Source organism: Myxococcus sp. MxC21-1, from assembly GCF_032612255.1.
Classification (GTDB): domain Bacteria; phylum Myxococcota; class Myxococcia; order Myxococcales; family Myxococcaceae; genus Myxococcus; species Myxococcus virescens.
In genome coordinates, this window is sequence record NZ_CP123278.1 from 2,236,923 (window position 1) to 2,257,402 (window position 20,480).

The 20,480-nt window shown below is 70.2% G+C and carries 20 protein-coding genes and 2 pseudogenes; 10 read left to right on the forward strand and 12 right to left on the reverse strand.

The window, feature by feature from the left end; translation table 11 throughout:
- Positions 1 to 33 precede the first annotated feature (33 nt).
- Complete coding sequence (locus QEG98_RS10415) at positions 34 to 1,215, reverse strand: hypothetical protein (protein WP_090491943.1); 1,182 nt, start codon at positions 1,213 to 1,215, stop codon at positions 34 to 36.
- A gap of 258 nt (positions 1,216 to 1,473) precedes the next feature.
- On the opposite strand from QEG98_RS10415, the gene QEG98_RS10420 reads away from it, so the two are divergent.
- Positions 1,474 to 2,823 (forward strand): hypothetical protein, encoded by a 1,350-nt coding sequence (locus QEG98_RS10420; RefSeq protein ID WP_316566620.1) that lies wholly within the window; start codon positions 1,474 to 1,476, stop codon positions 2,821 to 2,823.
- Between the two features lie 214 nt (positions 2,824 to 3,037).
- On the forward strand, positions 3,038 to 3,388 hold the full coding sequence (locus QEG98_RS10425; protein ID WP_316566621.1) for a HEAT repeat domain-containing protein: 351 nt from the start codon (positions 3,038 to 3,040) through the stop codon (positions 3,386 to 3,388).
- 54 nt (positions 3,389 to 3,442) lie between these two features.
- Here the strand turns inward: QEG98_RS10425 and QEG98_RS10430 are convergent, their stop codons facing one another.
- Positions 3,443 to 3,814, reverse strand: a complete 372-nt coding sequence (locus QEG98_RS10430; protein WP_316566622.1) for a hypothetical protein — start codon at positions 3,812 to 3,814, stop codon at positions 3,443 to 3,445.
- 366 nt (positions 3,815 to 4,180) lie between these two features.
- On the opposite strand from QEG98_RS10430, the gene QEG98_RS10435 reads away from it, so the two are divergent.
- Both QEG98_RS10435 and QEG98_RS10440 read left to right on the forward strand, forming a co-directional pair.
- Entirely contained in the window at positions 4,181 to 5,272 is a 1,092-nt protein-coding gene (locus QEG98_RS10435; RefSeq protein WP_316566623.1) for a hypothetical protein, read from the forward strand.
- Positions 5,273 to 5,337: 65 nt separating this feature from the next.
- Complete coding sequence (locus QEG98_RS10440) at positions 5,338 to 6,177, forward strand: FRG domain-containing protein (protein WP_316566624.1); 840 nt, start codon at positions 5,338 to 5,340, stop codon at positions 6,175 to 6,177.
- Positions 6,178 to 6,247: 70 nt separating this feature from the next.
- Here QEG98_RS10440 and QEG98_RS10445 read toward each other — a convergent pair whose 3' ends face one another.
- From QEG98_RS10445 to QEG98_RS10460, 4 genes are all read right to left on the reverse strand, one after another.
- Complete coding sequence (locus QEG98_RS10445; RefSeq protein WP_141593346.1) at positions 6,248 to 6,472, reverse strand: DUF2934 domain-containing protein; 225 nt, start codon at positions 6,470 to 6,472, stop codon at positions 6,248 to 6,250.
- Between the two features lie 158 nt (positions 6,473 to 6,630).
- Positions 6,631 to 7,044: an NUDIX domain-containing protein gene (locus QEG98_RS10450; RefSeq protein WP_316566625.1), complete on the reverse strand. Its 414-nt coding sequence runs from the start codon at positions 7,042 to 7,044 to the stop codon at positions 6,631 to 6,633.
- Positions 7,020 to 7,694, reverse strand: a complete 675-nt coding sequence (gene mutY / locus QEG98_RS10455) for an A/G-specific adenine glycosylase (RefSeq protein WP_316566626.1) — start codon at positions 7,692 to 7,694, stop codon at positions 7,020 to 7,022. Before mutY ends, QEG98_RS10450 begins: the two co-directional genes overlap by 25 nt.
- Positions 7,695 to 7,898: 204 nt before the next feature.
- On the reverse strand, positions 7,899 to 8,726 hold the full coding sequence (locus QEG98_RS10460; RefSeq protein WP_090491949.1) for an SDR family oxidoreductase: 828 nt from the start codon (positions 8,724 to 8,726) through the stop codon (positions 7,899 to 7,901).
- Between the two features lie 96 nt (positions 8,727 to 8,822).
- Between QEG98_RS10460 and QEG98_RS10465 the strand changes: the two genes are divergently transcribed.
- On the forward strand, positions 8,823 to 9,806 hold the full coding sequence (locus tag QEG98_RS10465) for a RecB family exonuclease (protein ID WP_141593344.1): 984 nt from the start codon (positions 8,823 to 8,825) through the stop codon (positions 9,804 to 9,806).
- A 4-nt stretch (positions 9,807 to 9,810) separates the two neighbouring features.
- Here QEG98_RS10465 and QEG98_RS10470 read toward each other — a convergent pair whose 3' ends face one another.
- Together QEG98_RS10470 and QEG98_RS10475 are read right to left on the reverse strand one after the other, a co-directional pair.
- Complete coding sequence (locus tag QEG98_RS10470) at positions 9,811 to 10,677, reverse strand: ThiF family adenylyltransferase (RefSeq protein ID WP_011552069.1); 867 nt, start codon at positions 10,675 to 10,677, stop codon at positions 9,811 to 9,813.
- 28 nt (positions 10,678 to 10,705) lie between these two features.
- Positions 10,706 to 11,502, reverse strand: a pseudogene (locus QEG98_RS10475) (TatD family hydrolase).
- Between the two features lie 120 nt (positions 11,503 to 11,622).
- Between QEG98_RS10475 and QEG98_RS10480 the strand changes: the two are divergent.
- Positions 11,623 to 13,116: a hypothetical protein gene (locus QEG98_RS10480; protein ID WP_316566627.1), complete on the forward strand. Its 1,494-nt coding sequence runs from the start codon at positions 11,623 to 11,625 to the stop codon at positions 13,114 to 13,116.
- A 164-nt stretch (positions 13,117 to 13,280) separates the two neighbouring features.
- Positions 13,281 to 13,532 (forward strand): hypothetical protein, encoded by a 252-nt coding sequence (locus tag QEG98_RS10485; RefSeq protein ID WP_316566628.1) that lies wholly within the window; start codon positions 13,281 to 13,283, stop codon positions 13,530 to 13,532.
- 32 nt (positions 13,533 to 13,564) lie between these two features.
- Here QEG98_RS10485 and QEG98_RS10490 read toward each other — a convergent pair whose 3' ends face one another.
- Positions 13,565 to 13,807, reverse strand: coding sequence for a hypothetical protein (locus tag QEG98_RS10490; RefSeq protein ID WP_043612925.1), 243 nt, complete (start codon positions 13,805 to 13,807; stop codon positions 13,565 to 13,567).
- A 1,483-nt stretch (positions 13,808 to 15,290) separates the two neighbouring features.
- On the opposite strand from QEG98_RS10490, the gene QEG98_RS10495 reads away from it, so the two are divergent.
- Positions 15,291 to 16,253 carry a hypothetical protein gene (locus tag QEG98_RS10495; protein ID WP_316567863.1) on the forward strand — a complete coding sequence of 321 codons (963 nt, stop codon included), beginning with the start codon at positions 15,291 to 15,293 and terminating at the stop codon, positions 16,251 to 16,253.
- 21 nt (positions 16,254 to 16,274) lie between these two features.
- On the opposite strand, the gene QEG98_RS10500 is transcribed toward QEG98_RS10495, so the two are convergent.
- The gene (locus QEG98_RS10500) at positions 16,275 to 16,847 is read right to left on the reverse strand and encodes a Maf family protein (RefSeq protein ID WP_090491956.1); all 573 of its coding nucleotides are present in this window, start codon (positions 16,845 to 16,847) and stop codon (positions 16,275 to 16,277) included.
- A 31-nt stretch (positions 16,848 to 16,878) separates the two neighbouring features.
- On the opposite strand from QEG98_RS10500, the pseudogene QEG98_RS10505 reads away from it, so the two are divergent.
- Positions 16,879 to 18,191, forward strand: a pseudogene (locus tag QEG98_RS10505) (metallopeptidase family protein).
- A gap of 5 nt (positions 18,192 to 18,196) precedes the next feature.
- Positions 18,197 to 19,384 carry a class I SAM-dependent rRNA methyltransferase gene (locus QEG98_RS10510; RefSeq protein ID WP_316566629.1) on the forward strand — a complete coding sequence of 396 codons (1,188 nt, stop codon included), beginning with the start codon at positions 18,197 to 18,199 and terminating at the stop codon, positions 19,382 to 19,384.
- A gap of 24 nt (positions 19,385 to 19,408) precedes the next feature.
- On the opposite strand, the gene QEG98_RS10515 is transcribed toward QEG98_RS10510, so the two are convergent.
- Positions 19,409 to 19,906, reverse strand: a complete 498-nt coding sequence (locus QEG98_RS10515) for a caib/baif family protein (protein WP_186817981.1) — start codon at positions 19,904 to 19,906, stop codon at positions 19,409 to 19,411.
- A 16-nt stretch (positions 19,907 to 19,922) separates the two neighbouring features.
- Positions 19,923 to 20,405: a hypothetical protein gene (locus tag QEG98_RS10520; protein ID WP_090492091.1), complete on the reverse strand. Its 483-nt coding sequence runs from the start codon at positions 20,403 to 20,405 to the stop codon at positions 19,923 to 19,925.
- Between the last annotated feature and the right edge of the window lie 75 nt (positions 20,406 to 20,480).

The following is a 20,480-nucleotide window of genomic DNA, read 5'->3' on the forward strand; positions in this document are numbered from 1 at the left end:
AGGCGGCTCCGGGCCCGGCTCGTCAACGACGCCTCACATGCCCATGGGCTCCATGCCCAGGATGAGAGAGCCATTCTGGGTGAAGAGGGGCCAGTTCTGGGTGGTGCCGGACCAGCTGGCAATCGTCACGCGCCACGTCTTCTTGAGGAACCAGAAGCCGACCCGGACCCAGAGCTTGATGTTGCCGGAGAGCGCGGTCAGGTTCAGGTTGGACCGGAGCGTGTAGTCGAGCGAGTAGAACGGCCAGAACAGCTCGGCGAAGGCTGGCAGGCTGACATTGACGAGGACCAGGTTGCCCTCGACGCCAACCCCCGCGACGATGATATCGACCCCCGCGGACGCGGTGGCGTTGGCCCAGCCTCCCGCGGCGGTGGTCAGCCTGGCGATGGTCGGGCCAACCTGCCCGGAGACGGTCAGCTTCACGCCGCCACCCACGGACGCCGCCACGGAGACTGGAACCGGTCCCACCATGAACCGCTTGGAGACGGAGAAGAACGTGCGGCTCCAGTTGATGGGCGTGATTTCAAAGCTGGTGTACAGGTTGCCGGACCAGATTTGCTGGCCCATGGCGTAGAGCCGGGCGGTGCCGCTGTTGTTTCCGCCCTGCTGGCCAGTGAGCTCCGCGCGGCCCCGGACAATCTCCCGCTCCGCGCCAAACGCCACGGCGAAGACCTTGCCGTCGGCATAGGCCTCGACCTTCTTCTCCGCGACGCCCGTCGACGGAGACGCCGTCATCGCCGCATCGATGATGTAGCCCGCACCGAAGAGGCTGTTGCCGAAGTCATTCTTCCGGTAGTAGCTGCGGCTGAAGGGGGTGGTGCCGTTGGATGGAGGCGTGACTTCCGTCGCCACCACGACCGCGGGCTGCACATTCTCGATGTGGGCCTCGGGAATGATGCCCTGGTCGATGGTGATGTTCGGGCTGCCGTCGACCGGGTCCGTCCCCAGTTCGCCGCCCGTCCGCGCGAGCTCGTCATTGATGATGATTTGCTGCTCGGTCGCCGAATACGAAGGTGAGAACGGGTACGTCGACTCCCAGGGATAGTTGTTGTTGAGCTGATAGCCCGGTGGGTAGGTCGTGGCGGGAAAACTCGTCGGGTTGACCGTGTAGATGACCGGATCGACATACGCAGGCACCTGTGCCTGTGCGGCCTGCGAAGCCACCACTGCGAACAACAGCGCTGCGAAACCCAAAGTCGCTTTCGGCTTTTGCATGTGCGGTGTCCTTTCATGGGCAGTCAAACAGAGCCCGAAGTCAAGGAGGCTCAGTACAGGCACGTCACTATGAGTGTCAATCGTGTCATACTCGTAGAGGATAGTTTTTGGACGGTCGCGGAGCGCTGGGGGTATGACTGTTGTATGCCTTGCTGCGGCCAGCCCCTAGGCGAACCCCCCTGATGCATGCTAGCGATTGGCGCCATGCGCCCCGTACCGAAGCGTCATCAAGCCTTGTCGCTGGCAGCCCTTCTTGTCTTGGGACTTTCCGCTGCATGGTGGTGGAGCCGGACGGAGGCGGCCATCCCCAATCCGGCTTCTGAACCCTCGCGCGCGACTGCGACGCTTCAGTCGCCCCTGTCTCAGACCGAGCCTGAGTCCGCGCGCGCCAGCGTGGATGGAAAGCGGGCCTGGGTGCCGGGCTCGGAGTACCGGTATTCGCTGGATGTGACGCAGCAGGTGGCGTTCAAACAGACACAGCCGCAAGGCGACGCGCCGCCGTCCATGCGCTTTCACCTCAAGGGTGAGTGGCGAGTGGGCATCGTCAGCGCGAACGATACGCGCGTCGATGCACGGGTGAGCCTGCTGCCAGAGAATGTCTCCGTCGACGTGGAGGGGCATGACGCGCTGTCGCCGGACCAGCGGCAGTTGCTGATGGGGAGCCTCTCCCTTCCCTTTTTCGTGACGCTGGAGCGCACGGGGGCCGCGCGGCTCGTCCACATGGAGACCGGCACGGACGTGCTGGCCCAGGGCCTGCTCCGCTCGGTGGTGGCGGCGACGCAGTTCGTGGTGCAGGGCGCGCCCGGAGCGGGCTGGCAGAGCGAGGAGCACGACGCCACGGGCCAGTACAACGCCGCGTATCGGCGCGCCGAGGCGCCGCTGCATTTCTCCAAGTCGAAGCTGGCCTATACCCATGTGGCGACGGCGCAGGGCCTGCAACCGCTCGCGAAGGACAAGCTTCGCATCGAGGTGCGCACCGATTCCCAATTCCAACTGGGCGCGGACCTGTGGACGGAGGCGCTGGTGGCCAGCGAGCAGTTGGAGGTGGACGCGGGAGATGGCATGCCCCGGGCGAGTCACGAGCTGCGGCTGCGCTTGCGGCTGCTGGGGCGGAGCCGGGACACCTCGTTGCCAGGTGCGCTGACCGCGCTGCGAGACCGGCTGACCACCGTCCCATTGGCCAGCATCCAGGGCCAGGCACAGGACCCGCAGGCTCACCACCGGCAGATTCTGGGCGGGCGCCGCTTCGAGGACATGCTCGAGGACCTGCGCGCGCTGCCCAAGGACGAGCAGGCGCGGGACGACGCGAGGACCCTGGCGATGGAGCGCCTGCGCGCGCTGTTCGTGCTGGAGCCCGCGGAGGCCCTGAAGGTGCCAGGGGTGCTGCACGAGGGGTTGGAGCCGCTCGCCGCCAGCCCGATGTTGGGCGCGCTGTCAGCGGCCAGCACGACGGAGTCGATTCAGGCCCTCTCCCGCATCCTCGAGGATGGCGACGTGTCCGTACCGGTCCGAACGGACGCGGTCGCGGCCCTGGGCATGGCGGAGGCGCCCACTCCGGAGGGGTGGAGGCGCTCCGGGCGCGCGCCCGTGACACGCAGGCGGAGCTGAGGGACACCGCGACCCTGGCGCTGGGCAACGCGGCCATGCGGATGGGGGCCCAGGACGCACGGGGCTCGGAGACGCTCGTCCAGGAGCTGGGCGCGCGTTTTCGTTCGTCGAGCTCGGTGGAGGAGAAGGCCCTGTTGATGCGGGCGCTGGGGAACACACGGGACGCCCGTGCGCTCGGCTACATCGAAGAGGGGTTGCGCGAAGCAGCCCCCAGGTGCGGCAGGCCGCGGTGGAGGCGCTCCGGTTGCTGGTCGACCCGGCGGTGGACCCGCTCCTCGCGCAGCGGCTGCTCGGGGACCCTTCGCCGGAGGTCCGGAAGGCCGTCGTCTTCGCCGCCAGCTTCCGTCCGCTGGGCGCTCTCTTGCCTGCGCTCGAGCAGGCGCTGCGGGGGGACCCATCGGACGGGCTGCGGGCGGAGCTCGTCCAGTTCCTGGGCTCCCGGGTCACCACCACGCTCGAAGTACGCCCGCTGCTGGCCTGGGCCAGTCAGAACGACTCCAACGCCAGTATCCGGCAGGCGGCCCTGGGTTTCCTCAAGGCGGTGTCCGCCAATACCGGCCCCTGAGGCCCTCCGCCTTCTTCCGGCCGCGAGTCGTGTCAGAAACCGGTGAGGGGCGGCTCAGAAGCGCGCGCCCAGGCTGAGGTCGGCGCTGAAGAGGTTTCCGACGTCCGCGCTGCTGGGGGCGAAGTCCCGCGCCACGAGCACGCGGTAGGTGGCGCGCAGGCCGGCGGTGACGCCGCTGTACCGGTACTCGAGCCCGGCGGCGAGTGGCACCTCCGCGCCCCAGCCCTTCTCGAAGGCGGTGCCCACGTCCATGGGCGTGGGGTGGAAGTAGCTGACGCCCGCGCCCGCGCCGATGAAGGGCTTCCACTGCGAGAAGAGCGTGGGGCCCACCTTGGCCAGCAGGCCGCCGTTGTGCCGCCACAGCGTGCCGCGCCGGGGCTCCGCGTAGCCGTTGGCGGAGCCCTCGTAGCCCAGCTCCAGGCCCACGCCGGAGACAATGGGGACTTCCCCAGCAGGGCCAGGAACGCGCCCACGCCTGTCTCCCTGCCCACGTTGCCCGACCAGGTCGTCACGCCGCTGCGCACCGTCAGGCCGGAGGCCCCGAAGCCCGGGGCGGGCTGCGCCTTGACGGCGCGGGGCGTCTCCGCGACGGCGGGACTGGCGAGCAATGCCGCCGCCAGGGTGCCCGTCCCCCATCCACAGCGCCTGTTCATGAATGCCCCCTCCCTTGTCCGCCGGGGTGCTTCCCGGTTCTTGGGTGGAACGTTGTTGCCGGACGGGAAGGTCGGGAACCCGGCGCATCGGGGATGGGCAGCCACACCGGAAGGCCGGGGAGGGGATAGAGTCCGCGCCATGAGCGCGCCGAACATCCGCCGAGCCGTCCAGTTGCTGCCAGCCTGCGCCACCACCGGAATCGGGAGCTTGCCGCACACGCAAGTGGAGCTGGGGCTCCAGGCCGCGCTGGCCCTGGACATTCCGTTCCTGCCGCAGTTGCCAGTGGGCAAGCCCTCGGAGTTGATGATTCCCGCGGCCCTGGAGGGGCTGCCGGGTCTGGCCTTCGATGAGGAAGGCCTGTGTACGGTGGACCTCGCGGCCTGGCACGCGGGGCGCGCTGCCTTCGAGGCGCGGCTGGAGGCGGCGTTCCAGTCCGGCCAGTTCGAGGCCTTCGAGCCCTCACCCGAGGCGTGCCGGGCGTGGCGGCCCTTCCTGTGGGAAGTGGAGGCGCGAAAGCTGGCCTTCGCGAAGGCGCAGCTCGCGGGGCCCTTCACGGTGCGCTCGGTGGCGCGCACCACCGACGGACAGCCCGCGTTGGATGTGCCGGGCCTGGATGAAGCGATGTATCGGCTGTCCCTGGCGCGCTCACTGGCCATGGTGAAGGCGCTGCGCCGCGCGGGCACCACGCCGCTGTTCTATCTGGATGAGCCTGGGCTCTATGCGCTCCAGCGCACGAATCCCCGGCACCTGATTGCCATGCAGGAGCTGAAGCTGCTGGTGGTGGCCTTGCAGCGCGAAGGCGCGCTGGTGGGGCTGCACTGCTGCGGCAACACGGACTGGGCCGCGCTGCTGGATGTCCAGCCGGACCTGCTCTCCCTGGACGTGCGGCTGTCGCTGGACGCGATGGTGGAGGCGGGGGCCGCGCTGGAGCGTTTCCTCGCCGCGGGCGCGACGCTGAGCCTGGGCATCATCCCCACGGACCTGGCGTCCACCTACGAGGTGGGAGAGCTGGTGGACTCGGTGGAGGCCACGCTGAAGGCGGCGCTGCCCGCCGGCTTCACCTTCGCGCAGGTGGTGTCCACGGTGGTGCTGACGCCCGCCTGCGGGCTGGCGATGCGCTCGGTCATCGACGCGGAGCGCATCCTGGAGGAGCTCAAGGTGGCGCAGCGGCGGCTCCGGAGCGCGCTCTCCGCCGAGCGTCCCTCCGTTGACACCGTGAATCCCCACTGAGCGGCTCCGGTCCCGGGCGGGCCCGTCCCGCCGCGATGCTTATTGTGTCGCGGGGGTTCTGGGCCATGTTGGAACAGCGAATCGGGACATGGTTGGAGCTGCAGGACGCGCTCTTCGCCGGGTCGTGGAGCGAGGTGTTGGGGCGTCACCGGTCCACCTTTGTCTTCCGTGGCATGCCTCAGGTGACCAACGACCTGTCCACGGCGCTCAATCGCAAGGGGCTGTTCGTGCGCAAGGAGAAGGACCTGCTGAGGGCCTTCCGGAAGTACGCGCGGAGCTACAGCCCGCAGCCCGTGGAGTCAGTCTGGGACTGGCTCGCCCTGGCCCAGCATCATGGGCTGCCCACGCGGATGCTGGACTGGACCTTCAGCCCCTATGTGGCGCTCCACTTCCTCACCGAGAACCCGGAGTGGTACGGAGAGGACGGCGTGGTGTGGTGTGTGGACTACCGCCAGACGAATCGTCACCTTCCCAGGCGGTTGAAGACGCTGCTCCAGCGAGAAGGCGCGGATGTCTTCACGGGGGAGATGCTGGCCACGACGGCGTCGGACCTTTCGACCTTCGACCAGCTCGCGAAGCACCCGTTCGTGCTCTTCCTGGAGCCACCGTCGCTGGACGCCCGCATCGTGAATCAGTTCGCGCTCTTCTCCGTGATGAACGGGCCCGAGCTTCGCCTGGACACCTTCCTCGAAGCCCAGGCGGCTGGCGTGCGCAAGCTCATCATCCCCGCCGCGCTCAAGTGGGAGGTGCGCGACAAGCTGGACCAGAGCAACATCACCGAGCGCGTGCTCTTTCCTGGCTTCGACGGGCTCAGCCGCTGGCTGCGGCGTTACTACGGCCCACGTGCCTCCGCGCACGCCCCGGACGCGCCCCCGGTGCACAAGCGGCGGCGCGTGACGAGGTGAGTGGGGCTGGCGGCCCTCCGCTGTGCCCGGCCTGCGCTCAGCGACGGCGCGCCCGTGTGTCAGCGGACTGTCACTGACGGCCGAGTCGAAGCTCGCGCTCGGCCTGGAACCAGTCCTGCTCGGAGTTGCCGTGCGTACCGCCCCGGGCCAGGAAGACTTCGTAGGCCCGGCGGGCAATCTGCTCGTTGGTGGGGCCAGGGCGCGACTCCGGAGCCTGCGGCCTGGTTTGGGCCGAGGGGGCAGGCGGCTTGCTGGAAGACGGCCCCGTCTGCTTGTTGGCGGTGTGGCGTGCCATGCTCGGATTCCTCCGGTGGAAAGAGTCCGCGGAGATTGTGGCGCGTCGATGCTGAAAGGAACCGGCATGCGGGGGGCCGGGGTTGTCAGTGCGACAGGAGGACTGCCTCTGTGTCGAGCGACGGACAGGCGGCGGACGCGGGGCCGGCGTGGGGGCTTTCAGCCGCCTGGCAGCACGCCCGCTTCCAGCGCGAGGTCGAGCGCTCGCTGCATCGCGGTGCTCATGCCGAGCTTTCCCGCGTCATCAGGGGCGCACCATCGAAGCTCTCGGAAGGCGGGCGTGCTCGCGGGCCGGCGAGGGCCGGAGACGCGCAGCAGCCGAAGCGAGAGGTCTCGGTGGGTGAGCTGCCGCTTCACGGTGCCCAGCGCGCCTTCCAGAATCACGTCGACGCCCAGCGCGGCGGAGAGCCGGGCACGGGCTTCGCTGTCCGGCGCGTCGTCGGCGATTTCGGCGGCCGGCAGCTCCCACAGGCCTCCGAAGAGTCCGGCGTCCGCGCGGCGGGCGAGGAGGAGGGTGCCGGCATGGGGCCACACGGCGACGGCCAGCGTCAGCTTCTTGGGCGTGGCGCGCACCTTGGCGGGGGCAGCTCGTCCACGCGGCCCTTGCGGAAGGCGACACAGGCTCCTCGCACGGGGCACAGCAGGCAAAGCGGGTTCTCTGGCCGGCACGTGGTTGCGCCGTGCTCCATGAGGGCCTGGTTGAAGTCACCGGGCCGCTCGCCCTTCACCAGCGCGGTGGCGAGCGCCCACAGCGTGGCCTCTCGCTGGCGGTCTCCTGGAAGGCCTTCGACCTCGAAGATGCGAGAGAAGACGCGCGCGACGTTGCCGTCCACCAGCGGCGCTTCTTCGCCAAAGGCGATGGAGGCGACCGCGCCCGCGGTGTAGCGGCCGAAGCCGGGCAGTTCGAGCAGCTCCGCGGCGGTGGACGGCAGGGAGCCGCCGAAGCGCGCGACGACTTCCTGTGCGGCGCGGTGCAGGTTGCGGGCACGGCTGTAGTAGCCCAGGCCCTTCCAGCCCGCGAGCACGTCATCCAGCGGCGCCGAGGCCAACGCGCGCGCCGTGGGGAATCGCGCGAGGAACCGCTCCCAGTAGGGAATCACCGTCGTCACCTGGGTCTGCTGGAGCATGACTTCGCTCAGCCAGATGGCATACGGGTCCCGGGTGCGGCGCCAGGGCAGGTCTCGCTTGTTCCGGTCATACCAGTCCAGCAGCGGTCCACGCACGCTGGCCGGTGCGCCCGCGCGGGTGTGACAGTGGCCGCGAGCGGCGCGGAAGGGGGCGCCCGGCGCGGGGCCTCCGTGCAGGGGCTTCATTGGACGATGCCGCGGCCGTGGCGGCAGCTCGCGTCTTCGTGGCGATGCCTTCGCGCGGCACCTGTGCGTCTTCTGGAGCGGGCTTCGCGCGGGGGACACGGGGACTGCGGGAGGTCATGCGTCCTTCTTCTTCGAAGCAGCCGCCATGCGGCGGGCGACACGGTCGAACAGGGAAGGCACCCACCGGTTGGCCACCACCATCACCCGGCCGGGCAGCGTGAGCACGGTGTCGCGCCGCCCACTCCGGCTCGCACGAACCATTGCGTCGGCGACTTCTTCCGCGGACATGGCTTTCAGTGGAATGGCGTCCTGTCGCCAGCCCTCCGCATGAAGGCGGTTCTCCCGGAAGTCGCTTTCGGTGAAGCCGGGCGACACGAGCAGCACCCGGATGCCCTCGGCGGCCAGCTCCGCGCGCAGCGACTCCGTCATCGCATTCACCGCGGCCTTGGACGCGCAGTAACCGCCCAGCAGCGGCAGTCCCCGGTGGCCCAGCACAGAGCTGACGTTGACCACCTGGGCGCCACGCCGCTTGCGCAACAGCGGCAGGGCCTCGCGTGTCATCCGCCACAGCCCGAAGACGTTCAGCTCGAAGACCTGCCGGAGTTGCTCCTCCCCAACGCCCTCCAGCGGTCCGTAGAGACCTTGGCCCGCGTTGTTGACGAGCACATCCAGCCCACCGAAGGCGGCGTCCGTCTCGCGCACCAGCCGCGTCACGTCGTCGCCCACCGTGACGTCGCACCGCACCGGCAGTGCCCTCACGCCCAGTGACGCCACTTCACGGGCCGCGTCCTCGAGCTCGGGAAGCCGGCGCGCGGCCAGGACGACATCCGCGCCCGCGGCGGCGTAGGCCCTCGCCGCCGCCCTGCCAATGCCTCCGGAAGCCCCCGTGATGAGGACCACCCGGCCCTTGAAGGGTTGGGTCTTCATGCCAGCGCGCACCATACCTTCCCGGTTGCCTGGGGGGACTGTCTTTCAGCGACCAGCGGGGGCCTGTTTCCTCGCCTGTTCCCCTTCTGGCGGAGCGGGCGAACGCCTAGGATGCGCGCCTTCATGCGGCGCCCCCCTCTCAGCAACGACTTCTCCTGGTCCAAGAGCCGCCACGAGAAGTTCTCCGAGTGCCTTCGCGCGTACTACCTCTACTACTACCGCTCCTGGGGCGGCTGGGAGGCGAGCGCGCCCAAGGACGTACGCGAGCTCTACGTGCTGAAGAAGCTGGGCAACCGCTACACGTGGGCCGGCAGCGTGGTGCACGAGAGCATCAAGGACGTGCTGTTGGACTGGCGCGCGGGCCGCGAGGTGGACCCGGCGGCGGTGGAGGCGCGCACGCGCAAGCTGATGCAGGACGACTTCCGGCACTCGCGCTCGAAGAACTACTGGTCGCAGAAGTACCGCAAGCAGTTCACCGGCCTGGTGGAGCACGAGTACGCCGAAGCGGTGCCGGACGAGGCGTGGAAGCAGAACTGGGAGACGGTGCGCTCCGCGCTGTCGTGGTTCTTCTCCTCGCGCTGGAAGGACCTGGCGCACAGCCTCAAGCCCGAGCAGTGGCTGGAGGTGGACGCGGGCTTCGACTTCGCCCACTTCACGCTGGACGGCCTCAAGGTCTTCGCGATTCCCGACTTCGCCTTCGTGGACGCGGACGGCACGCCGGTGGTGGTGGACTGGAAGACGGGCAAGTCGCGCGACGGGTACGACGAGCAGGTGCTCGGTTACGCGCTCTACGTGGCCCAGCGCTACGGCTTCCCGGTGGAGAAGGTGCGCGCCTCGCTCGTGTACCTCAATGAGGGCAAGGAGCAGGACGTCGCGGTGGACCCGGAGGCCATGGCCTCCTTCCGCCGGCACTTCGAGCAGAGCGTGGCGAAGATGCGCTCGCTGCTGAAGGACCCGGCCACCAACACGCCGCTGGACGCGTCCGCGTTTCCGCCCACGGAGTCGCTGACGTCCTGTGCGCGGTGTGTCTTCCGCCGTCCCTGCGGACGCGAGGGCGCCGCGCCCGAAGCGCCCCAGCCGCAGCAGGTGGCCTGAGCGCCTAGCGCGCCGACGCGAGCCGACGCACCACCACGCCCGCCGCGTTCATCCCGAAGCAGGACGTGACGAAGGCCACGCTGCCGTCAATCTGCGTGCGGTGGTCGCAGGTGTGGAACTCGTTGTCCTGCGGGCACACGCACAGGAAGCCGTCGGTGGCGTCGTCGTACTGGAGCGTCACCGGCAGCCGCCGCGCTTCGATGGAGTACACGGCCGTGATGCCCGTGTGCTTGTCCGTCTCCACCGCGTACTTGCGCTTGAGCAGCTTGCGGATGTCCTTGGCGAAGGGGTCCATGTGCGTCTCGGACAGGTCCTCCACGCGGATGGCGGTGGGGTCCAACCGGCCCGCGGCGCCCATGGAGCTGACCACCGGAACGCCCAGCGTCACGCAGCGGTGCAGCAGGTGCAGCTTCGCCTTCACGTTGTCGATGGCGTCCACGACGAAGTCGTACTGGCCCGGCTGGAGCATCTGCTCGGCCACGTCCGCGCGGTAGAACTCGCGCACCGCCTCCACCTTCGCCGCCGGATTGATTTCCTGGCAGCGCTGCGCCATCAGCTCCGCCTTGGGCTTGCCCACGGCCTTCACCGTCGCGTGGAGCTGGCGGTTGGTGTTGGTGACGCACACGTCGTCATGGTCCACCAGCGTCAGGTGGCCAATGCCGCTGCGCACCAGGCCCTCCGCCGCGAAGCTGCCCACGCCGCCCAGGCCGAACACCACCACGCGCGCGTTGGCCAGCCGCTCCATCGCGGAGTCGCCCAGCAGGCGGCCGGTCCGGTCGAAGCGCCGGGAGAGCTTGAAGGGACGGGCGAGCGAGTCCGGGGCGGTGGGCGGAGTCTCAGGGGCAGGGGCGGGGAGCGGCTGCGGGTTCATGGCGGTCCTCTATAACGCGACCGCTCGCCTACCGCGAAGGTGCAGGGAAAGCTTCCCGGAAGAAGCGGCGGGCATTCTCGGTCGTCTGCCGGGCGACCTCCTCGACGGGCTCCCCCGGACGCGGGCCATGCCCTCCAGGATGTGGGGAAGGTAGCCCGGCTCGGAGCGCGTCCCCCGGTGGGGCGTGGGGGCCTGGTCCGGGGCGTCCGTCTCCGCCATCAGCCGGTCCAGGGGGATGGCCCGGAGCGCATCCAGGGGCTTGCGGGCCTCCGCCCAGGTGACGGGGCCCGCGAAGGAGAAGTGGCAGCCCTTCTGGAGATAGAAGCGCGCCAGCTCCACGCCGCCGCTGTAGCTGTGCATGAGCAGGCCGGCCTCGGGGAGGGGCTCCTCCTTCAGCAGCTCGATGAGGGCTGGGTGCAGCCGGTGACAGTGCATCAGCACGGGCAGGTCGTGCTTGCGCGCCAGCGCGAGGTGCCGCTTCAGCACCATCACCTGCCGTTCCAGCGGCGCGCCCGGGAGGCTGGGGCCATCCAATCCGCACTCACCCACGGCCGCCGCGCCGCCCTTCGCGAGCAACGCGTCCAGGTGCTCGAGCACGGCGTCGTCCTCTTCCGGGGGCATGTCGGGGAGGAGCTGCGGGTGGATGCCCAGGCCCACCTGAAGGCGGGCATCCTGGCGGGACAGCTCCAGCAGGGGCTCCCAGTCATGCGGGCCCACGCCAGGGATGACGATGCCGTGGAGGCCCGCGGCCCAGGCGCGTGAGAGGACTTCCGTCCTGTCGGCATCGAAGCGGGAGGCATCCAGGTGGCAGTGGGTGTCTATCATTGAGCAGGCAGCTCCCTTGGGCCGTTCATTCAGGAACACGCTGTGTGCTCCCGCGCATCCGGGTCAGCGCGCCCGGAAAGGCTGACGGTATACGCGCCCTCTATTCTCCGGAGGGTTTCCATGACCAAGCGTGTCGTTATCAGCGCGCTGTGTGGCGTGCTGCTGGTGCTGTCGACGGGGTGCGGTGACGAATGTGTCGATGTATTCGACTGCCGCAGCGACAAAGGGCCCCCTCCGGCGGGGAAGGATTGGACGTGCCGCTCGGGCAACTGTGAGCTGCGCGATGTCCAGCAGCCGCCCGGGGAGGACGCTGGGACGGAAGATGACGCCGGCACCGAGGGAGACGCGGGCACCGAACAGGACGCGGGCACTGAAGAGGATGCTGGCACGGACGCGGGCACGGCCGACGGCGGTGGCGTGGTCGTCATCGGCACGGGGGCCAAGGGCGATGCTTGCACCTCGTCCGCCGACTGCGCCGCGGGCCTGCGCTGTGAGGGCACGGCGGAGGCCATGACGTGTCAGGCGCTGCACGTGGCCTTCACGGCCATGGACGACACCGACGAAATGGCCGCGGTGGTGACGCGCTTCGATGAGCCGGAGCCCACGCGGCTGTCGGACGCCGCGGTGAACAGCCTCTACCCGCGCTGGAACCCGGCCGGCAACCGGATTGCCTTCGTCCAGGGCGCCACCGAGACGGGCACCTCGACGGGGAACCTGGCCGGTGAGCTGGTGGCGTGCGACGTGCCGATGGTGGCGGGCGCGCCCACGATGCTCGCCAACGGCACCACGGGCAGCACCGAGGGCTTCCTCTACCTGGAGTGGGAGCCGGGGGATTCTCTCCTGTACGTGCGCCGCGCGGGCGACAGCATCTCCGGCATCTCCCGCGTTCCGGCCGAGGGCGGCACGGTGGAGCAGGCCACCGCGACGGGCTCCTCCCCGGCCTGGCGCAACGGCAACACGTTCGCGTTCAGCACCGCCACCGTCGGCATCTCCACGGCCACCGTGGGCGGCGCGCCCACGCCGCTGGCCATCGCGGGCTCCACGGCGGAGCAGCCGCACTACAACCGCGTCAATAACCAGCTCCTGTTCCTCCGTCCGGATGACACGCGGCCGGTGGGGCTGAACGCCGCGCTCTACATCGTCCCCGTGGGCGGCGCCGCCGTGCAGACGATTGCCGAGTTCAGCACGGCGGCCGTCGAGGGTGGCTCGGTGGATTCCTACATCGCCAACCCCACCTGGGCGCCGGATGGCAGCTGGGTGGCGTACGTGCGCGCCTACTTCTTCAACCCCACCACGGGAGAGCCGGTGCTCTGCGGCGCCGGTACCTCGCCCTGCGCCGGCGACCCGGGCAACATCATCTTCCTGCGCCGCATCAACCCGGCGGACGGCACCCCGGTGGGGGATGAGGTCAGCTTCGCCGAGGGCGCCACGCTCCCGTCGTTCTCTCCGGATGGCCACTACGTGGCCTACATCCAGGCGGGGCAGCTCTACGTCCAGCAGATTGATCCGGCGGCGGGCGCGAAGGTGGGGGACCCCATCGTCCACCCGCTGGGGGACTACACCCTCCAGACGTCGCGCGGCGATGACCACCGCCCGCGCTGGCAGCCCCGGTAGCCCCAGGCTGCTGACGGCGTGAAGTCCCAGGCCCGCGTCTCCCCATGGGGGACGCGGGCCTTCGTCGTTTCCGGGATGGCGCGCGGTGCCTTGTCTCCGCGCGAGATGCGGCATAGGGAGGGGCGCGCGGGCCCACCCCTGGGTCCGTCCACCGGAGGACCCGCATGAGGCGCTTTCTTGTTCCTGGCTTCCTGCTCTTCACCGCCTGCGCCACCGCGCCGGCTCACCGCCTGGACGAGGGCAGTGGTGGCACCGTGGCCGAGGAGCCACAGTCGCTGGCCGCGCCTGTGCGCCTGGAGACACGCTCCGGCAGCTTCCTGGTGCACCCGAACAACGCGGAGGACTTCGAGAAGCTGCTCGCGGGAGAACCCACGCGGCAGCGCTACACCGCCGGCATCCTGATGGCGGGAGACTGACGTCCACGCCGGCCGGGACAGGGGCGGAGGGCTCAGCCCTCCACGACGATGCGACGCCCCAGCGCCCGGGTCATCTGCGGCGAGGTGAGCTGGGCCAGCACATCCACCAGCTCCCCGCCGGAGGTCTCGAAGGCCGCCGCGATGACCTCGCCCACCGTCAGGTGGACCTTGCCCGCGGCCGCCCGGGCCCGCTGGGCCGTTCGCCGGAGCGCGGGCATCACCCGCCGGCCCTGCCTGGGAACCGCGCCACTTCTACGAGTCGTCCGCTTGCCCATGGGTTCCTCCCACCGCACCGTGCTACGCGGGTGAGTACACCGTGGGGCTGACACATGCAGTTGAGGTGCCAGCCGCCTGACTACCTGTCCGGTGGGACAATGCCCCTCATTTCCCAGGCAGAAAGCGGGGTTAAGCGGACAGTCGGCTTGCTGGGTTCACGGTGCTGCCTGGGTATGAATCGTTTCATCGAGCGTTTTCGTTCACTCCGAGCGCAATCTCGACGTTTCGTTCAACGGCTCCGTTTCGTCACGTGGCTTACAATTCTTGGCACCCAGGTCCAATCTGACCTCGATGTCAGAGTCAAGCCTTCCCGCAGAAGTCCGCCTTTCCGGGTGGAAAGCCAGAACATCCTGACGCAAATGTCGCGGCCTCGTGGGCGGCGCGGGCAGTGCGGTATACGCCGGGGGCATGCCCCAGACTCTCTGTCCGAACTGCGGCCACAGCCCCATTCCGCGCGGTGCCAGTGCGTGCCCCTCGTGCGGGGAGCCGTTCGACCATCTCCAGTCCCACAAGAAGGTCGGCCGGATGCGGTTGGACCGGCCCATGGTGGAGGCGGACGACGACGCCACGGTGTTCGGCGGGGACCTCGTCACCAGCGCGGTGTCCGCCCATCCGGGCCCTGCTGCGGGGGTGTTGCTGGCGAGCGCCGCGGCCTGGTTCGTCCGCGCTGCGGGCCTGTTGGGCTCGCTGGAGGACCCCACGTGGGCGTACGGCCTGGTGTGTCTGGGCGCGGTGCTCGCGCTGGTGCTGGTGCTCAACCGCGGCCCCGCGAAGGGGCTGGCGCAGGTGGGCGTGGTGGTGCAACTGCTGGCCACGGGATGGCTGGCGCGTGAGGCACCGCTGGCCCCCGTCCACGTGGCCTACTTCATCCTCGGGGTGCTCGCGTTGGTCATGGTGGTGGGCGAGCCGGGGCCCATGCGGCGCTACCTGGGGCTGGGTTTGGGCCTGGGCGCGGCGGTCGCTTCGGCGGGGTTGCTGGCGCTTCCCATCGCGGGGACGTCGGGCGCGGGTGTGCGTCAGTCCCTGGTGGGCAGCGAGCTGGGGTATCGGCTGGAGCTGCCCCCGGGGTGGGGACAACTGACGCGCGAGCAGCTCGCACCGCACCTGGTGCTGCCCGCGTCCACCCTGCAGGGCGGCGGCGTGGGCTTCGGCGACACGGCGCAGGGGCGTTATGGCCTGCTCTGGGTGGAGCGCGGCACGGGCAAGGCGGCGGCCGTGGGGTGCAAGGGGTTGTTCCAGGCGCTGGGCGGTGCGCTGGGGAAGGCGCTGTCACTTCCCGCGCCTCCGGCGTTGGGGAGCAAGGCCACCGTGCATCCGCTGCGCACGCCGGGGGCGCGGAAGGCACGCTGGCGTGCGGGGTGCTGGCGGACGGGCGGCTCGTGGGGCTGGCGGTGGTGGCCGCCCAGGCGAGTGGCGGCGCGGACGAGGTGGCCTTCACGACGGTGGGCGCGGGACTCGCGTTGCAGTAAGGGGCTCATCGCCATGAACGTTCAGGTCCTCTTTCACGACAGCTGCTTCGACGGCGCCGCGAGCGCGGCCGTGTTCTCCCGTTTCTACCGGGAGCGCATCCGTCCGGACGCGGCCTTCCGGTACCTCGGTCTGAACCACAAGCCGGGCGCCGAGGGCATCGACCCGGCCGTGTTCTCCGGCGAGGAGAATGTCATCGTCGACTTCCGCTACAGCCAGGACGCGCGGCTGACCTGGTGGTTCGACCACCACGCCTCCGCCTTCCAGCAGCCGGGGGACGAGGCGCACTTCCGCGCGGACACCAGCGGGCGCAAATTCCACGACGCGCACCGCAAGAGTTGCACGAAGTACCTGGCGGACGTGGCCCGGGAGCGCTTCGGCTGGGATGCGTCGCCCATGGCGGAGCTCATCCACTGGGCGGAAATCATCGACGGGGCCCAGTTCCCCTCGCCGCAGATGGCGGTGGCGCTGGAGGAGCCCGCGCTGCGCATCATGACGGTGCTGGAGGCCAACAAGGACCCCAGCCTCATCCCGGAAGTCATCCGCCGCATGCAGTCCGAGTCGCTGGCGGACATCGCCGCCTCGCCGCTCATCGCCACGCCCCTGGCGCCGCTGCTGGCGCGCCACCAGTCGAACATCGAGCTGGTGCGTGCCCGGGCGTGCTACGAGCGCGGCGTCGTCTTCTTCGACCTGGTGGACGAGGGCGTGGACAGCCTCAACAAGTTCATCGCCTATGCCCTCTACCCGGACGCGCGCTACACGCTGTGGGTGGGGAAGGGCGCCTCGCGGGCCAAGGTGTCCATCGGCTCCAACCCGTGGAAGCCGGAGCTGCGGCGGCATGATTTGTCCGCCATCGCCGGGCGCTACGGCGGCGGCGGGCACCCGGTGGTGGCCGCGGTGAGCTTCAAGGCGGACCAGGCCGACAAGGCGCGCGCCGCCTACGCGGAGATTCTGGCGGAGCTGTCCTCCGACGCGTGACTGCGCGGGCGTCAGCGGCGCTCAGAAGAACCGGAAGCCCGCCTCCCGCAGCAGTCGCACCACCGTCACCATGGGCAGGCCCTGAACGTTGGAGCGGTCGCCGTCGAGCCGCTCCAACAGGGCCTGTCCGGCGTCCTCCACGCGGTAGCTGCCGCAGCAGCCCTCCCATTCGTTCAGGTCGAGGTAGCGCTCCAGCTCCTCCTCCTTCACCGGGTAGAAGGTCAGCCGGGTCGTCTCCACTGCATCGAGCACCTTGCCTCCGGGGCCCACCAGGCACACCCCGGTGTGGATGGCGTGGGTGTGGCCCACCAGCTTGCGCAGTTGCTCGCGCGCCGCGTTCCGGTCGACGGGCTTGGAGAGGACTTCGCCCGCCACCTCGACGAGCTGGTCCGCGCCCAGCACCCAGGCCTCCGGGTGCCGCTGATGCACCGCGCGGGCCTTGCGTGACGCGAGCTCCCGCACGGCCTCCGTCACGGACAGGTGTGGGGCGACGACCTCGTCCACGCCGGGGGCCTCGGCGCGGTAGGGGAGCCTCAGTCCGTCCATCAGGGCCCGCCGGGCGCTCGACGTGGAGGCCAGAATCAATTCGCTCATGGGACGGGCAACCTAATGCAGGGCGGGGCGGGTGGGTGTCCGGTCGCATCAGCAAGCGAGCGTGCACGTCTCGGCTTCCCGGCCACGGGGTGATGCCGTACCCTGGCGGCCCATGTCGCGGCGCGGCCTGCTCGCCTTCTGTCTCCTCTTCGCTGCCTGCAAGCGCGGCCCCCTGGCCTCTGAAGCGCCGGATGCGTCCTGTCCGGCCGTGCCCGCCTTCAGCGCGCCTGGCGCCGGGGCGCCCACCGCCAGCGTGCGTCCCGCACCGCCCCCGGAGGACGCCACGCACCGGATGCAGCCGCTGGCCGTGTGCCGCTCGGACGGCGCGGCCCCGTTGGATGCGTCGCGTCGCTACTTCGAGGAAGGCCGCTTCGAGGAAGCACTGTCCTGCGCCGCCCAGGCCGCCGCGCTGGAGCCGGACCGGCCGCCGCCCACGCGGAACGCGGCGTGGCGCTGGCCGCCCTGGGCCGCGAGCCAGAGGCGCAGCTCGCCTATGCGCGGGCGCTCGCCATCGACCCGGGGGACCCGTCCGCGCTTCTGGGCTCGGCGCACCTGTACGCGGTGCAGCTGTCCTCCACCCGGGAGCGGGACGAACTGGGCGCCCTCTACGCCGAGCGCGGCCTGTCCCAGCCCAACACGCCCCCGGAGCTGATTCCGCACCTCGCGCTGGTGGCCGCCATGGCCTTCAATGATTTGGGACAGGCGGAGTCCTCGCTGGCGCACTCGGCCATCGTCCTCGCGCGCAACCCCGGCAGCCGCGAGGCCCTCTACGAGCGCGCCCTGGCCCTCTTCGAGCTGTGCCGCTTCCGCGAGGCCCGCACCGCCTTCACCAGCCTCGTGGACGACCCGGAGCGGGCCGCGCACGCCCATCACCACCTGGGGCTCCTGTTGGAGCGCGAGGGCAAGTGGAAGCAGGCGCAGAGCCACTTCGACAAGGCGCGCACGCTGGCGCCGGACGACTTCCCCGAGCCGCCGCTGCCCGCGGAGGAGGACTTCCGCGCCGAGGTGCTGAGGGCCGTCGCCGAGCTGCCCAAGGACATGCGCGGGGACTTGGACGGCGTGCCCGTCACGGCGGAGGAGCTGCCCGCGGACGCGGACCTGCTGGCCAACCAGCCGCCGCTGTCGCCCACGATTCTGGGGCTCTTCCGGGGCCCGCCGCTGGCCGAGCACTGTGACGGCTCCGAGGTGCCGTGCCGCTCCGTGGTGCTCTACCGCCGCAACCTGGCGCGCGCCGCCCGGACGCCCGAGGAGCTTCGCGAGCAGATCCGCGTGACGTTGCTGCACGAAATCGGGCACCTTCGCGGCGAGGACGACGAAGAACTGGCCGCTCGCGGCCTGGAGTGAGCCTGATGCCCCCCCATGCAGCCCTGCCCGTCGCGCGCGTCACCCCCAAGGGGGCGCGCTCGCTGCGGCACTTCAATCCCTGGGTGTACCGCACCGAAATCGCCGCCCCGCCCGACGTGAAGGGCGCCGGCGCCGTGGTGCTGGTGGTGGACTCCCAGGGCAATCCCATTGGCCAGGCGCTCTACGCTCGCCGCTCGCCCCTGGCGCTGCGCCTGCTGACGCGCAAGGGGCCCGCCGAGGAGCCGGTGGACGACGCCTTCTTCCGCCGCCGCCTGGAGGCCGCCCTGGCGCGCCGGGCGTATCTGTCCGGCCGTGACGGGCTGCGGCTGGTGCACGGCGAGGCGGACCAGCTCCCGGGCCTCTTCGTGGACCGCTACGGAAACGGCCTCACGCTCCAGACGCTCTCCGAGGGCATGGACGCGCGCAAGGAGACGCTGGCGAAGATGCTGGTGGAGCTCACCGGCGCCACCCACGTCATGTGCCGGGACGACGCCTCCGGCCGTGACTTCGAGGGCCTGCCCCGCGAGGCGCGCCTGCTGCACGGTGAGGGCGCCGCGCGCTTCACCTACCACGAGGGGGAGAACCGCTTCGAGGTCGACCTCCAGGGCGACATGAAGACGGGCGCCTTCCTGGACCAGGTGGACAACCACCTGCGGGCCGGGGAGCTGGCGCGCGGCGACGCGCTGGACCTCTTCAGCTACCACGGCGGCTTCGCGCTCTCGCTGTCACGCACCTGCACGTCCGTGCTGGCGGTGGAGCAGGACGAGAAGGCCGCCGCGCGCGCCAAGGCCAACGCCGAGGCCAACGGCCGCGCCAACGTCACCGTGGAGAACGCCAACGCCTTCGACGTGCTGCGCCGCTTCGACACCAGCGGGCGCCGCTTCGACACCGTGGTGTTGGACCCGCCCGGACTGGCCAAGCGCCGCGAGGGCACGGCCACCGCGCTGCGCGCCTACCACGAGCTGAACCTGCGCGCCTTCCGCTGCCTCAAGCCGGACGGGTTGCTCGTCACCTGCTCCTGCTCCGGCAAGCTGGACCGCGCCGCCTTCGAGGAGATGGTGTTGGCGGCCGCCGCGGATGCGAAGCGGCCGGTGCAGATTCTGGAACGGCGGGGCGCGGGGCTGGACCACCCGGTGCTGGCCGGGCTGCCGGAGACGGAGTACCTGAAGGCCCTCTACGTGCGCGCCCTCTAGCGGGGAAGGGGCAGGGGCTGGGGCCTATGGAATCCCCAGCTCCTTGCGCAGCCGGCCCACGATTTTGAAGTACTCCGTCCGTGGGAAGGGGACGTTGAGGATGTGGAAGTCCTTCTTCGCCAGGCCCACGCAGCCGAAGCAGTAGTTGCAGTCCTGCAGGTTGCGGCACAGCACCAGGTACGCGCTGGTGGAGCAGTTCTCACTCTGGACGCAGTACGCGCAGGCGTTGCAGCTCTTGCAGTCCACGCAGTGCGAGCAGTTGTTGCACAGCTCGCACCGGGTGCAGTGCGTGCACGAGAAGCAGCTGTCGCAGTCCTTGCAGAACATGCAGTTGGCGCAGCGCTGACAGCCCTCGCACGCGTAGGAGCCGGGGTTGCCCGGGTCGGACGCGAAGCTCTTGGCCAGCTTCTGGAACTGCTCCAGGAACTCCCGCTTGCCCAGGGTGGACACCAGCTCCCGCGCCGCCTTCTCCTGCGCGACCTGGTCCGCCTTATCGGGCCGCGTTCCTTTGTCCTTCACCACCTGGGACACTCCTTCATCAGTTCGGACCGGGCCTCAGGCGAGCCAGTCCCGCAAGGTCGATGCCGCGCGCCACCCGGCGCACCTCCACCGTACCCGGAAATCCCCGGCTGGTGACGGCAACCACGTAGCGCCCCCCCACAAGGAGGTTCGCTTCGGCCACGGACTCCTCCGCGTCGTACCGCACGAAGCCCACGGCGTCGTCCAGGTGGATGGGGGCGGACGGGTCACTGGCCACCTTGCCCCGGGAGCGGTCGGCGGCCTCCTGGATGGCCTTGCCAATGCGCTCGCCCATGGTGGTGTCCACGATGCGCACCTTCACCTCGCGTCCCTCACCCCGGGTGTAGAGCCGCTCGGCCTCGGAGACGGACACCTCGCCGTACTTCCCGGTGGAGCCCTGGGTGTGTGCCACGGTGAAGCCGTCCAGCCGTTCTGGAAGGAAGGGCGCCAGTTGCTTGAAGTACACGCAGGGCGCGCTCGCCGCCGACACCACGGGTTCCACCTCCGGGGACGCGCCGGACTCGCCGAGGCAGCCGGTGGTGCCCAGGACGAATGCGAGAAGAGCGCCAGAGCGCCT